The sequence below is a fragment of the Pseudomonas sp. KH_027 genome (assembly GCF_057838565.1).
The window spans coordinates 161818-175344 of the sequence record NZ_JBYQOM010000002.1 but is presented as its reverse complement, the minus strand read 5'-3'; the positions used below and the strand labels follow the sequence as shown (position 1 = coordinate 175344).

At 56.1% G+C, this 13527-nt stretch carries 14 protein-coding genes; 5 read left to right on the top strand and 9 right to left on the bottom strand.

Annotated features, from left to right (window positions below):
- Nucleotides 1-169: 169 nt before the first annotated feature.
- The 3 genes from AC3IYG_RS23475 to AC3IYG_RS23465 form a co-directional block, all read right to left on the bottom strand.
- Nucleotides 170-850, bottom strand: a complete 681-nt coding sequence (locus AC3IYG_RS23475; protein WP_489314045.1) for a hypothetical protein — start codon at nucleotides 848-850, stop codon at nucleotides 170-172.
- The gene (locus AC3IYG_RS23470; RefSeq protein ID WP_489314046.1) at nucleotides 850-1266 is read right to left on the bottom strand and encodes a hypothetical protein; all 417 of its coding nucleotides are present in this window, start codon (nucleotides 1264-1266) and stop codon (nucleotides 850-852) included. The genes AC3IYG_RS23475 and AC3IYG_RS23470 overlap by 1 nt, the downstream gene beginning before the upstream one ends.
- Nucleotides 1267-1336: 70 nt before the next feature.
- Nucleotides 1337-2320: a hypothetical protein gene (locus tag AC3IYG_RS23465; protein WP_489314047.1), complete on the bottom strand. Its 984-nt coding sequence runs from the start codon at nucleotides 2318-2320 to the stop codon at nucleotides 1337-1339.
- 86 nt (nucleotides 2321-2406) lie between these two features.
- On the opposite strand from AC3IYG_RS23465, the gene AC3IYG_RS23460 reads away from it, so the two are divergent.
- A complete protein-coding gene (locus AC3IYG_RS23460; protein ID WP_489314048.1) occupies nucleotides 2407-2775 on the top strand; it encodes a PilZ domain-containing protein in 369 nt (122 codons plus the stop codon).
- 385 nt (nucleotides 2776-3160) lie between these two features.
- Here the strand turns inward: AC3IYG_RS23460 and AC3IYG_RS23455 are convergent, their stop codons facing one another.
- The 3 genes from AC3IYG_RS23455 to AC3IYG_RS23445 are packed head-to-tail and all read right to left on the bottom strand — an operon-like array spanning nucleotide 3161 to nucleotide 6388.
- A complete protein-coding gene (locus tag AC3IYG_RS23455) occupies nucleotides 3161-4297 on the bottom strand; it encodes a peptidase M16 family protein (protein WP_489314049.1) in 1137 nt (378 codons plus the stop codon).
- Nucleotides 4290-5414, bottom strand: coding sequence for a hypothetical protein (locus tag AC3IYG_RS23450; RefSeq protein ID WP_489314050.1), 1125 nt, complete (start codon nucleotides 5412-5414; stop codon nucleotides 4290-4292). Before AC3IYG_RS23450 ends, AC3IYG_RS23455 begins: the two co-directional genes overlap by 8 nt.
- A gap of 35 nt (nucleotides 5415-5449) precedes the next feature.
- The gene (locus AC3IYG_RS23445) at nucleotides 5450-6388 is read right to left on the bottom strand and encodes a DNA replication terminus site-binding protein (RefSeq protein ID WP_489314051.1); all 939 of its coding nucleotides are present in this window, start codon (nucleotides 6386-6388) and stop codon (nucleotides 5450-5452) included.
- A 151-nt stretch (nucleotides 6389-6539) separates the two neighbouring features.
- On the opposite strand from AC3IYG_RS23445, the gene AC3IYG_RS23440 reads away from it, so the two are divergent.
- The 3 genes from AC3IYG_RS23440 to AC3IYG_RS23430 are packed head-to-tail and all read left to right on the top strand — an operon-like array spanning nucleotide 6540 to nucleotide 8980.
- Nucleotides 6540-8186: an SEL1-like repeat protein gene (locus tag AC3IYG_RS23440; RefSeq protein ID WP_489314052.1), complete on the top strand. Its 1647-nt coding sequence runs from the start codon at nucleotides 6540-6542 to the stop codon at nucleotides 8184-8186.
- Between the two features lie 7 nt (nucleotides 8187-8193).
- Nucleotides 8194-8775: a DUF922 domain-containing protein gene (locus tag AC3IYG_RS23435; RefSeq protein ID WP_489314053.1), complete on the top strand. Its 582-nt coding sequence runs from the start codon at nucleotides 8194-8196 to the stop codon at nucleotides 8773-8775.
- 46 nt (nucleotides 8776-8821) lie between these two features.
- Nucleotides 8822-8980 (top strand): hypothetical protein, encoded by a 159-nt coding sequence (locus AC3IYG_RS23430; RefSeq protein WP_489314054.1) that lies wholly within the window; start codon nucleotides 8822-8824, stop codon nucleotides 8978-8980.
- A 61-nt stretch (nucleotides 8981-9041) separates the two neighbouring features.
- Here AC3IYG_RS23430 and AC3IYG_RS23425 read toward each other — a convergent pair whose 3' ends face one another.
- Nucleotides 9042-9317, bottom strand: coding sequence for a hypothetical protein (locus AC3IYG_RS23425; RefSeq protein ID WP_489314055.1), 276 nt, complete (start codon nucleotides 9315-9317; stop codon nucleotides 9042-9044).
- Between the two features lie 202 nt (nucleotides 9318-9519).
- On the bottom strand, nucleotides 9520-10215 hold the full coding sequence (locus AC3IYG_RS23420; protein ID WP_489314056.1) for a cyclic nucleotide-binding domain-containing protein: 696 nt from the start codon (nucleotides 10213-10215) through the stop codon (nucleotides 9520-9522).
- A 178-nt stretch (nucleotides 10216-10393) separates the two neighbouring features.
- On the opposite strand from AC3IYG_RS23420, the gene AC3IYG_RS23415 reads away from it, so the two are divergent.
- Nucleotides 10394-12799 carry a hypothetical protein gene (locus AC3IYG_RS23415; RefSeq protein WP_489314057.1) on the top strand — a complete coding sequence of 802 codons (2406 nt, stop codon included), beginning with the start codon at nucleotides 10394-10396 and terminating at the stop codon, nucleotides 12797-12799.
- A 40-nt stretch (nucleotides 12800-12839) separates the two neighbouring features.
- Here AC3IYG_RS23415 and AC3IYG_RS23410 read toward each other — a convergent pair whose 3' ends face one another.
- Entirely contained in the window at nucleotides 12840-13499 is a 660-nt protein-coding gene (locus AC3IYG_RS23410; protein ID WP_489314058.1) for a Crp/Fnr family transcriptional regulator, read from the bottom strand.
- Nucleotides 13500-13527 lie beyond the last annotated feature (28 nt).

Sequence of the window (13527 nt, the reverse complement as noted above, 5' to 3'; positions counted from 1 at the left end):
GGTTTCCATAGCGTGTGGCGCCTGCATCAGCCTTCTCGAATATGCTCTCCGGGCTGCTCGCATATCGGGCCAGCTTGCTGATACTGATAGTTGCTCTTTTGGATTTCACCTGACTAAGCCTCAAGTCATGGAACTGGAATTGAAGAATCGGTAGCGGCTGATAGCGGTGCTACACCTTGAAGAACAGGCGCTTGTATCCGTAGAAGCTGACTTCTCCAGCATCCTCTAGCGCCCGGAATGCCCGTGTCGCGGAGCGCTTCTGTACGCCCGCGAGGTCACGGATCAGTTGTTTGCCGGCCTCAATCTCGCGCCCGAGTTTGGAGTCGATGGCAGTTGGGTGGCCTGCAAGGATCGATAGGACTCGACGAATCTTGTCCTGGTCTTTGCCCTGCGATTCACTGACGGCTTTGGTGAAGGACTGCGCCAATTCTGCGCACAGGATGGGGAAGCACTTATCCCATGCGTCGAAATCCCTCCGAAGCGAACTTAGGGCGTCTTCATGGACGATCAAGCACGTTGTCCGGCAGTGGGGGGTCAGGGTGATATGCAAGTTACTGCTGATTGTTGGTGTGAAAAGATCACCACGGCGCAAGAAGTCGATGAGCAGTGCTCGGGTATCAGTGCCTGGGGGGCTGTCGGTTGCATAGAGCCCGCCGTCTACAAGCAAACCTATTTCGTTGGGCTTCAATTGGAGCTGTTCGCCCTTGCGAAGAACATCGATTGCCCCGTGCTTGATCATCGCGAGCAGAAGCTGGCCCCACTGAGCAAAAAGACTTGCGTCTTTCTTGATCCAGGCTGGCGCGGGCACATCCATCAATCCATTGGACCCAGCAAAGCTAATGCTTGCCATCACCTATCCTCCCTGAGTTCGTACTGGTTCTCGTAGGGCTCAATCCTGATATTCACATCTGATGGCAGCTCTACACCTATCAGGCCAGTCATGAGGTCGTTTGTGGGGGCGATGACGAGCAGTACGTTCCTGTATCGCAACGGCTGCGAGAGGTATACCCCCTTCGAGGTGTCTGGCTGACGCATTTCACGCATCCGCATCCAGCGGCGCCGTTCAGTCTTGAGCGCTTTGGGGCCACGGCAACGCACGCCATCCCATTTGCCAACATAGGATTTGAGCGCGTGCGAGGCCGCCCTCACAGACTCGCTACGAATTCCGTCTACGACGATGTAGAAGCTCGCCGCTGAGAAACGCACCTTCTGTGTCTTCTTGTCCGCCAAATCCCATGGGGTGGCGCTTTTGGCTTCTGTGAGCATGTGGGCTGTCGAGTTGGGCAATATCTGATAATGCAAACCCGTAGCCCCCAAATTGCCGGGTGATACCCAGCTATTTGCTCGCCCGCGAACGCCTCGACTGGTGCATGAATACGATCATCATCCCCCCGAAGAACCAGACCATGCCGAATGCTGTAGAGAAGATCACCAGTGGCCGGGTTACGACCAAAGCAGCCTCTCGCGGGGATTCATGGTCGATGACCACTCGATTCAGGTCATGGTTCTTGAAGTAGGTGATCAGATACTTCTGGGCAGCATCGACGCCCCGGAACACGGAGTCGTTTGGTACTGAGAGGGTGCCGATGTAACCCGTGGTGTTCATGACAACCCCAGCATGGCTTTTGATGACTTGGACAAGCCCTTCATCCTGGAGCAGCTTCGAGGGGATGTTGTCACCCTCCCAGCTGTAGCAGGTCCACTGCCCCTGATCGCATTGATATTGAAATCTGCCCTCGTATGTGGATGTGAACTCTTTCTGGTAGTTGAGCTGCGGTTCGAGGATCGCTGACTGGATTTGGTAGGGGAATGTGTAATGCAGCCAGAGCTGGAAAAGGGTGTAGAGAAGCAGGAAGGCTGAAATGTGAATCCGAAAGAAGCTCTTGAACCCAGGCCGGAAGAACCGCGCCAGTAGCGATAGCGAGACAAGCATCAGGACTGTCACGTCGCCGCGCTGGCGCTCTGACGAGTCAATCTCCCGGTCAAACCAGAGGTTGATGGTCTGGTAAGTCTTATTCAGCAGGTTCACTTCCTCCTGCCATAGGGCAACGGCCAACAACAGCATAAGCCAGGGGAGGGTGATGCTTTTCTGGAAGTGAGCAAACAGGCCGCACCATACGGCGAAGAACAAAAGGAAGACCCCAAAGTCCTCCAGGCATTGATTCAGGGTAAGAGCGCCGATGCCGCCCTCGCTAAATGGGATAGAGCTTGCAACTGTCACAATCCAAAATACGGTGCAAAGCAGCAGACTTTGCATTTGCCAAGTGACAGTGTTCAGGAGGCAATTCATTCTCGTAATTAAATTGTGGATTTGCTGCATGGTGCTCGCTCAACAGGGTTTGCGCCCAGTCTCGCGATATGGCCTTGCAGCTTCCACCGAATCTAATGCAGTTGAGTGAGTGGCATATGTCTGAGTCTGATCGTCGCTTTCAACGGTATGTCCTGGCTCCTGATGCGTTCACAAGTCAGCGTGCCAAAGGTGCTGGGCTGTCTTGGCTTATCAAAGGCTGGAAGGATTGCCGAGTAAAGGACATGTCCGCAGCCGGAGCGCTTGTGCTTACGAAGCAGGACTTCTCGCTTGGAGACAATATCGAGGTTGAGCTGACGGCAAAGGAAGGGCAGAGGATGGTCTTTCAGGGTGAGGTCGTGAATCTCGGCAAAGATCACAGTGCAGGCTTGAACAAGCTTGGCATTAAGCTTGGGCATCCTGCTCGCGGCTCAGTTGAAGAACGTTTCCTGGAGGGGCTGGAGGCACGTTTCCGTCCAAGCCACTAAAACAAAAAGCCCAGGTGGTCAGAATAACCAACGGGGCTTTGGGTAAGTCGGGAACCGCCAACACCACAGAATGCAGCAGAAGGGGGGAGCGTGAGATAGGAGGTATTCCTACGGCGATTCCCTTAAAGCGTCCGGCCAAAACCAGTGAGCGGATGTTACCGCAGCTGTTCGGGATTTGCACTGTTTGCACGCAGATTGGAGACTAACCGGCGTGAGTCTGTTCGTCTATCGAGCGAACATAGTGACAGTAGTTTCGTTTCGAAAGCATGACGAGTGTCAAAAATGCCGTACACATGCCTTTTAAGGCAATATCAGTGCCAAAGCCGAACGCCAACTGGTTCTATGCCAACCCTTCCGGCTCGTATTTCCGCGCATGCGCGGGAATTTAGGAGAGCAGGCTGGCGAAGAAAGCCCTGATTTTGAGTAGCAAGCTTGGCATCCAGTCGTCTTTTTGATCTGACGACTCTGAGACAACGGGGCTTCCAATCGGTTCATCGGCGATCACCGTGCCATTCGCAATCCATATCAGGTCGTTTCCGTAGGCCGAAACGTCCACAGCGGCCATTGCGGTCTTAGCCACGCCAAGCAACTCCTGTGTCTTGTCGCTTCCAACCCCAGGAACTTCAATCCGTATCCAACCGCCTACAAGACTTTGATCCACAAATGACCGTGCAGCATAGAGCTGGTATTTGCTGCGGATGTGGGCCTGTACTTCAAGTCGAGCTTGGTCAGCGAGCGCGGACGCAGCCTCGCCAGAAAGAGACGTGCGCCCGGCAATGGGGAAGATAAACTCGACCACGTTTGCGTGGCCATTGATTTGCAGTGTCTGGGCTGACTCTCGCGGCCCATCCTGGGAAGTGAGGATGGGGGCGGCTTTCTGCGCACCAATGGCGCTCCCGATAGCCTCAAGGTCAAATGTTCCGGGTGAAGCTTGGGCCAGAACCTTGACGCTCGGCGGCGTGTACATCTGTCGATAGATTGCCTGAACGTCCTCGTAGCGGTAGTCCAGAAACGGCACTGTGTCGGCAGCGCATGGCTTAACACCGTTGGCATGGGTGGCGATGAAACGCTCGTACAGCGTAGGTGAGCTGGTGTATGCCTCGCCGCCCATTACCTCGCTGACTATGACTCGCTTCTCGCTCTCGAAGCCCGTATTGGGAAGTGAGGGGCGCGAAAGGAAAGTCACAAGCGCCTCACTCATTAGGTCGGCTTCGCTTGCCGGCCCCTCCAGGGTGAACTCAGTGAAGTCGCTATGGGTCATGGCTGAAAGCTTGACCCCCTTCGAGCGCAAGGTGAGGATCGCATCTACGGGCGATTTGCCGAAGCGAGTTTCACTGAGTAGCAGGTGCTCGATCAGGTGAGGCGCTTCGCGCATCCCGCATGAACTTGTTGTCCCGACGCTGATCACTGCATGCAGTGATACGGCCTGCTCTGGGAGCGGCGCAGGCTGAGCCGCCCCGCTTGTGTTAGCAGCTTGGATCGAGGCCGCGCACAGCGCGAAGATGGTGCAGCGTTTAAGCACGTATTGCGTCCTTCATGCGTTCCAGCAAGGTCTTTGTTTTCTCGTCATCGGGGATCAGGTCCATCGCGCCGAAGCGGCCACCGGCCTGCTCCGAGTGATACAGGTACTGCATCTTTCCACGCTTGAATCCAACGTAGGGGGACGCATACCCAATGTACTTGTCCATGTCCAAGTACGACTCCTGAATATCCGGGTCGAAACCGAAGATGAGGTGGATGCCAGTTCGCTTCCACAGTTCAGCATTCGGCTCCCTGACTATAACGACTACGTGTATGCCTTTCTCTGTCGCAGCAGAAAAGCCAGCATCGAGTTCCGTGGGGTTCAGGTTGAGGTCCTGCACATCAATGATGAGCGAGCGACCGTCATCTGAGTCTTGTGTCAGGAGGTCGGTGTGGAGGGCGACAAGACTTGGCAGCGAATAGGTTGCAGGCTTGACCAGTGAAACCAGCGCATTACTGTCGCCGAGTGCTTCGGTAGTTCGCTGCACGTAAGAGGCGTCCACATCCCCTCGCGTTGACTTGACTGCTTTTGACATAACACTGAGCCAGTCTGCGCCGCTTGGGGCGTCGCGAAGAATCACCACCTTGGTGTTCTCCAGCGGATTCAGGACCAGCTCCTGGTCGATGAATCGCTGAGCTTTAGGAGCGTCAGGCTGGATGATGAGGCAGTGCTCATGGATATAGCGCCCGAGCACGTATTGGATGGGTGCGTAATACCCGAACCGTTCCTCGAACTTGGCCAGCATATTGCGATCAGTCGAGTTGGGGTCAACAGGATCAGAGCGGGAATAGTTCAGCAGGGCGTCGAAATTTGAAAAGCCGCTCATGGCGGCAACGATGTTCCGCTCTGGAATACCCTGGCGTACATCTTCATTTTGCGAGAGCGACAGGTTCAGGGACATTCGCATGAAGTCCATCAGCTGATGGACCGGGTCTTGTTTGAGCATTTCCCGGTAAGGCCGAACGTATTGAAGGCCGTCAACATGGTCGCTCAGTTCTAGAGTCTTCATGTCCAGATTGCGGTAGCCATATGCACGCGCAACCGCTTTCGCTGCCTTCTCAGTGGTGAACTGGCCGGGGTACTTGGCGGTCAGTCGTGCTACTTGTAAGTCGTGCATGGTGCTTCCATGTTGATGTGCCTCCAGGCTCCGCCTCAGTCGCCAAATCGGTATTCAGTCAAGTAGCGATGCAGGTAGAGGGCTTCCACAAAGGGCTCTGTTTCGATTCTTGCCCGAACTGATCTGCTAGGGCTGGGGCTTGATGGCTCCCAGTTTGATAGTGGGGTGATCGAGGGCACCGGATCGTCTATGGGGTAGACGATTGGGGTCGGTGCAGGCCGGATGATCGGTTTCACCTTGTCGATGAAAGTGACTCTCGCTCTGACGTGTGGTTGCCCGGATCGGAATGCCGCGATCTTTTCTCTAGGGTCCACGTCAGTGCCGTGGCCGCTCAGCATGCTTATTGCGACGACGAATTTGCGCGAACTGTCCCCGTCAAGAAGCTCGTCCAGCAATGGTACATACCCATAGAGTTTCTTGAGGTGCTGCGTGAAGGTTGCAACCCACTCGGCGGCGGTCTTGTTTTGGATGGAGGGCGCAGAGTCCCAGTAGAAACGAACTTTCGCTGGGCCGCTCACAATCCATGTCTGTCGCATGGTCTGTAGGCTCGAAAGGTATTTCATTGAGCCCCAAATCTTCATACGGTCGTACTGGTCGGCGATGCTCGCCACCAGTTGCTCGATTTCCTTTTTGATGGCGTTCAGCTCTTGAAGCTCTGCCAGCCAGTCTTCGGGGAGGGCGATGGCGCCTGGGACTCTGAGGGTTTCGCGGGGGTTCTGCTTGCCTTGCTCAATCCTGATTGAGGTGAGGCCATAAATTGCGTGGTCAATTGCGTCATGTCCGGCAAGCTGAGTGGCCTCAATGCCCTTCTTGTCATCAACGGTCGCCTGATCCCGGAATGGGATATGGAACGCTGCGTCCAGTCTGAGGCGGTCAGGGCGGGCACGCATTCGGTTGGCGAGCATGTCCAGGCGCGGCTCAAGCTTGTTGACCAATTCTTTGATGCCCTGTTGCGGACTGATGTAGATCGCCATGGTCCCTCGCCGAGTGATTCTTTCTGCTCTCATCATAACGGCTGGGGCTGCTTGGCTCGCGGGCTTCATTGGGGCGCAACTACTTCCTGTTCGGGTGAAACGCATAGTCTTTATCGTGACAATTACACCCACTATCGAACAGGAGTCCAGAGTGAGCCTGAGCAAGGTCTTCAACACTGCCCCAAACCTTGGGGTTGTAGCCACGAAGTGGCATGCCGCACTCGAAAAAAGGTTTGAGGCTGCCGGCATACAGGTGACGGTAAAAACTGGCATCGACGGAGCGGCATCTTTGCTGGCGCCTGCGGCACTGATCGCTCAGCTCATCAAGCGAGAAAGCCTGCCAGAGAGCCGCCCCGTAAGAGTCCTGATGATTTCAGATGATCCCGTCGCTGTGATGGACGAGGGTATATGGCTCGGAGTTGCTGCTGATCTTGCAGGCGTGAGCGCCGTTGAGTGCTACAGCACCTGTACTCAGGTTCTTCACTCCAGTCTCTATGATGCGGCGACGCAGCTTGGCTTGAAGGGCTATAGCCCGGTGTCCGTTGATGATGCCAAATGCCAGTCTTGGGATTTGGCGCTGTGGGTTCACCCTGCAATCGAGGCGGGCGAGAGTGACCACCTTGTGGGGTTGATCAAGGCCCTTTCATCTTCCGGTGTGCCTGTATACGCCTGCATGTACAACGAGCTGGATGCCCTAATCCAGAGCCATGGTGTCTTCAATGACAGCCTGGAGTTCAGCTGGTTGGACGGGCCGCTTTCCAGTACGGATTTCAGTCGTGCAACGGTCAACAGGTTCGGGTATTCAACTGCCGAGGTCGGCATCGAGGGCGGCTGGGGCGCGGTTCTGACCAAGGTCCAGCCGGCCTCGCTTGTATCCAGCGACGTGGATTGGGAGTGCATCAAGACCGCAATGGCGCTGTACAGGCTCGATGGTTCTACCTCGGGGTCGTGGACGTTTGGGCAGGTGGTGGCCGGTGTTGCCTTCAACAAGTGCCAGCCAGTGGGGCTGATCGGCAACCTCGCGGTAGACCCGGAAACTGGAGTGCTAGTGAGGGAGTGCCCGAACACGAAAGTCCTCATGGAAGTGGGGCACCTTTGGCAGCTGCCATTGCAGACGATGCCCAAGGCAAGATTCGAGCTGGTGCCTTGGGCTGCGCGGGTGAAGTTGCTAGCCTGCAATCAGCTGACCAAGGAGGACAAAAAGCGTGCAGAGAGCATCGAGCTTCTGTCTAAGGCGTTTGAGTCCGGCATGGTGGAGGCGGGGATTGCACTGGCCAGGGGGTATGAGTCAATCGCTACCGAGGGCGCAAAGGCCAAGGCTGCCAAAATCTATACCGAGATTGGGCCAAAGCACCCAATGAGCGCCTACTACCTTGCCCACAAGGCTCTGGCAGCCGGCGACCACCAGCTTTTAGTGAGCCTGCTCACTGCGTCAGCGGAGCAAGGATATGTTCCCGCTCTCTCAGACCTGGGCTGCTTGAAGTTGGATGGTGGTGATGGCGAGACTGCTGTTCGCCTTTTTACCGATGCGATGAATCTTGGCGATGCCGAATCAGCCTTCCGATTGGGCGAAATTGCCATCAAGGCCGGCGAGTACGAAGACGCCCTCGGTAAGCTCAGGTTTGCATGGAGCAAGGGGCATCCAGACGCTCTGAACGTAGCCCACTGGCTCTGCAACGAGATGTTGAAGTTCGGCCTGGGCAAGACGAGCCGCCTCAAGCGTGAGTTGAAGGAAATCAAGTTTTCGATTGGCAAGCGGGTTCGCTACGAGAATATTGCGGAGCGCTCTTGTGCGTGAGGGGGCTATGAGGTTGCTGGTGCTGGTGCTGGCGACAACGGCGCCGTCGATTGCACAAGCCCAGCCAGAGCCGCTGATAAATTTCCAGATACGCCATTACGATGTGGCAGGCATGAGTACGGCAGAAATTTCGCAGTCCGTATTCAAGAACACCCCGGTCGGGATCAATGGCGGTCGTTTCGCCGCAGTTACGCACAGCCGTTTCTCAACAAGCTACTCGGCGGTTACGAACTCGCAAGGTGGTTGCGAGGTCAAGAATGCTCGGGTGGTCCTAGACAGCACCATCGTGCTCCCTCGGCTCATCGGTGCCGGCCAAAGCTCTGTGGTTAAGGCCGAGTGGAATCGCTACATCGGCGCACTTCGTGCGCATGAGCAACTGCACGCGAGCAACGGGAAATACACAGCAGAAACCTTGGCGTCCCGGCTCTATGCCTTTAAGTCACACCTGCCATGTCAACAAATGCGGGTAAAGCTTGATGAGGCAGTAGACCGTCTTATACAGAACATGGGGGAGTGGGATCGTCGCCTCGATTCAGAAACCCAGCACGGCAAAAGCCAGGGCGCATTCCTGCGGCCAGTCTTTAGATAGGTCTACGAGAGGCGAATATTCGCGCCGATGAAGGGAGGGAAGGTCGATGGTGGAATGGGTAACGAGCTTGCTGTTTAACGATCAGTGCGGCCCCGCTGCGGTGAACTGGTGGGGCTGGCTGATCTTGGGCGGGCTGTTTGGTGGTGGTGGGCTGCTGCTTGGCGCTCTGCTGACTTCGCCGGGATTCTTTGGCGACTGGCATTGAGTTGCATGGCGGCTAAAGCTGCGTGTTGGCAGTGGAGCCGCCGTTCAGGGTCGGAAGCGGCTTAAAGCATGAAGTAGCCGACGCAGATGGCAACCACCAGGACAAGCCCGGCCAGGGTCCCCACTGCTGTTTCAGCCCCGTCATGGGTGATGCCGTCGAAGACCTTGTAGACGTACCAGCAGATCGAGGCAACAAGCGCAGTAGTGAAGCTGTCGATTACTGTGGCCCCCGGCATCGCAAAGCTATCTACCATGTACCCGAGCGCGCCTACGATGACGGCTACTAGGTGCGCTTCTTTGTGCAATGGGGAGAATCGAAGAAGGGCGAGACTAAACATCAATTCCTCTGCTCGGTTCTGAGTGTCTTGGGTTGGTGAGTTGTGAGGTACGTGACCCCGGCCACGATGATCGCGAGTAGCCACACACTTGGGCTGCCCGCTGCTTCACCAGGGCTCATCAGGAATAGAGCATAGGCAACGACCAAGTTGGCCATGCAAAGCGCTAGAAGCATCGCCGCAAGGCGGCTGGTCACTGTATGGCTCATGCGCATGCTGCTCGGGTTCCGGCTGTGGCTTCAAATGGCAGGCCATGTCGTATTCCGTTGACGACGATACAGCTTCCTCTAGCCTCAATCAGGCCCTGATCACGCAGCCTCTTGATAGATCGACCTGCGCTTTCCCGTGTGCAGCCGGCCATCTGTGCCAGCTCTATCCGTGTCAGCGAAATCTGCATGCCATTGGGGTGGGTTAAAGCGTCAGGCAGACGAGTTATCTCGATTAGAGACTTGTAGCACCGCTGATCCACGTCATCGAATAGCATCTGGATAAGTTTGTCGGTCGTCTCGCTCAGGCGCTTGTTGATATGCGTGGACAGCTCGTAGTAGATGCTTGGCGAATTCTTCGCAGCTCGTTTCAAATCATCGTGAGATAGGCACACCAACTCAACGTCCGTGCGCGCCTGAATGCTTGCCGTGGCGTATTGCATAGGGGTCGAATCAAACACTCCTTGCTCGCCGAACATATCTCCTGGTTTTAGATGGCTGATGCACAGCACGCCATCGCTTTCTGGGTTGCTCAGAATTACCCGCAGGCTTCCTTGGACAACGAGGCAAAGGGTCTTCGGGCTATCCAGAAGGGGGATGACTTGAGCATTCTTCTTGAGCTTCCGATTTCTACCGCAAGCCTTGAATAGACGGTCTAGAGCACTGCAAGCAGTTGAAGGTTGAGCTTGGCTCACTACCTTTTCTCCCGTTCAGTGAGGTTTAGTGAATTGGCATCAAGCTATGGAAACCGCCCGTTCAAATCCACCGAACTCGAAGCACTTTGTCGCAGCTGAATCTGCACGCGGTTGAGTGGTATTGATGGAACCCCTTCGCCATGATCCCAGGTAATTCAAAACTTCGAGGGGATTCTGAGTGAGTGACAAAACCGCGCCCGCATCAGGACTTGATGCCAACAACGGAATGGTCGCTACGTTTCTTGCGACGCTGCTCAGCGCATTTAACGGTAAGCACCCCGAATCCTTTCGAGTGGGTTTCAAGCTCGGCTATTCCAGGGGGAAAGAGTCTGTGCGTGCGACGCAAGTAGTCCCTCCGGCTGCGCGGAAGGAAATTGCAATCCGACTGGAGGATGCCAGGGGCAGCTCTGAGGCTCGGGTGCAGTACGACACGCTGCTGCTGGATGACGGGCGCCTGAAAATAACCCCCGGTGTAATTTCTCGATTCAAGGCTGATGCGCTGCTCAAGCTCGGAGAAGATCACCAGCCGACCGATGAGCAGTGGAAGGCAATCCTGTCACCCACTACCAGCGCAGTGACCATTGGTATCGCGGGTACTGGAAAGACCTTCGTGATGATGCTCCGTGCGATCCTGCTCCACGTCTATCTCGAAATCCCATTGGAGGATATGACAATCCTTGCCGTGACCAAGGACTGCCGAATGGATGTGATGGCAGAGCTTTCCCATCTGTTCGGGAAGTGGGGGGTCAACCTTTCGCAGGAGCAGGCGTGGTCTTTGGTAAAGACACCCCGAGGGGCGCTACTACAGCTCATTCGCGCAGTCCCGCCGCTGCGTGAGGTGGTGCCTTTCGAACTGCTGGGGACAATCGATTCTGGTGATGAAGATGGCCGGGCGTTCGACCCCAGGCTGACCAATGAGCAGATGGATATGGTCGAAAAGGCTTACCAACATGCTTACGCCCGGAGTAGTAACTTCGCCCGCAGCATTCAGGCGCTTTTCGCAGAGACTGTCGCCCTCCCAAGGGCTGCCCCAGACAGCGCTCAGCTCATCCGCTACAGCGAATTGGGTAGCGCCCAGATCGGCGCTGACGAGTTGCTGACGAAGGCTGTTACGAGCAGCTGGTACAGCGCCGGCCACTGGCCTGTTCCAGAGATTGAAGCTCAGATGACGACGCTCTCAGTCATGGGGCGAACCGTCCACGTCAATGGATACTTCCCCACCCTGGACGCGCACGTTGTGCTGGGTTTCCCGAAAGGGCTGGCACGCGACTTTTGCCGCACTGGCTCAGACACACCGCTGTATGAGGAATGCCTTGCCAAGCGTGCTTACCTCCAGCGCTTTGGGTCACACCGAATCATCTGGTGCGATTCACCAGAGCAGCTGAATTCAATCGTGGCATCCGCATTTGCGCTCCCTGATACCGCGCCTAAATTTGCAGCGCGGGTGAAGGGCCTCGATAGAGCTATGAGCATTTCCGAATGCCTCTATCAGACGGGGGCGCTCATCGAGACGCTTGGTCTGAATCCGGCAAAGGCCATTGCTGACCTCAAGTTCATGCCCAACGATCCAGATGCTGGCTTCTTCGATGCTGCCGCGATGTTCTGGCCGATCTTCGAGTCATACCTTCTCGATGCGACACCGAAGGTCATGACGTTCAACAGGCTGTTCCTCACCTTTGGCGAGCAGGGTCACAACAACCTCAAGGCGGTTCCTACAGAGGCTTTGAGGGGGCTACGGAACATCCTTACGGACGAGCTGCAAGACATTACGATATTCACTGGCGAGTTCATCAAAGCAGCGATGGCCGAGAACCGCTATCGAATCGACGTAGAGGGCGCAGATGATGCCGTCATGTCGGTTTTTGCATGTGGTGATGACTTCCAGACGGCTCATGGTACTCAAGGCGCCACGCCCCGATACCTCACCGACTTCCGCAAGCATTTCCCGTCCAAGGGCTACGTCCTGAACCTGCTGGGGCTCAACTTTCGCTCGCAGCAGGGGATCATCTTCTCTGCTCACTCCCTGATCCTCGGCATCCCTGCGGTAAGCACGCTGGCGCCGGCCAGTGCCGCGAACGAAGAAGTGAATCCGGTGGAGGTTTATGACCTGTCTCCGGCCACCTTCATGAGGCTATTCGACATGCACTACGCTGCCGGCGAGAGCATTCTCATCCTGGCAGCTAACCCAGACGATTACCGCCAGCTCGAATCGGTGGTCAACTTGGTTGTGGATCGAGACAAGGCTGACAACCAGGACAACAGACAGGTGAGGGTACGCGCAGCTCAGCGTTCCAAGGGGCTAGAGGCGAGCGTAGTGATCATCCTGGGCGACTTTGTTGCAGCCAGCTCGACCTGGGCCAAGAACCAAGTGTTCCGCGCAGCCAAGACCGTGGACACAGACGACCAGTCGCCGTTCGACGTGATCCAGCAAAATGAGCTGTATAGGCTGGCCCATATTTCGATCACCCGAGCCCGGAAAAACTGCTACTGGCTACTGTCGAAGGAAGGCCCGGACTCCGCGCATAGGCTCAAGGCCTCGACTCGGATTTCAGGGGTTGCTGGGAGCTTTATAGACCGGCGCTGAATCTATGCCGCTGCGTGTGTGCCCATGCGCAGCGGCCAACTCAGTTGTTGGCAGGGTACAGGCTGCTGAGCAGTCCACTGTTGACCTTGATGCTTCGTCCTATCAGCTCCACCTCCCCGGTGTGGTGAAGCTCACGAATTAGGCGACAGATGCGGTCGCTAGAAACCCCAATCCAGGAAGCCAGCTCAGCCCGGCTTACTTTTATCGTCCGGCTTCCGCAGGGGTTCGGTTTGCCCAGGCCCTTGGCGAATGTGCATAGGGCGAACCGGGTCTTTTCCAGGCTTGATCTTTGGGCATATTGGGCAAGGTGGAACTGGACGATCTGGAGTAGCTGAGACTCTTGCTCTATCACCCAGTTGTACAGGTCGGCCTGCTCTCTGCTCAGTGAATCCCAATGGTCGCGGGTCAGCATCCTCAACTTCACGTCATGCCTGACCTCTATACCGAATCGATCCGTCCTGCTGAGTAACTGGGACATGCGTTGAGGTGTGAATACATGCCCTGCGCCAATGATCGATAGGTAGTACCGAGCGCCCTCTCCGTTGGTGGCGTACAGGAGAAAGGCGCCTTCCTCGATCAGTACGAACTCGTCCCGTGCGAGATGCAGTTCCCCGCCAACAGCGGCGCCTCTCGGCAGTGTGACGCACCTACCGATGTGAGGATCAATGCCGAGGGTATGGGGTTTTCGAGTGTCGAGCATGGCCAGCAAATGCGTCTAGGGGAACTCC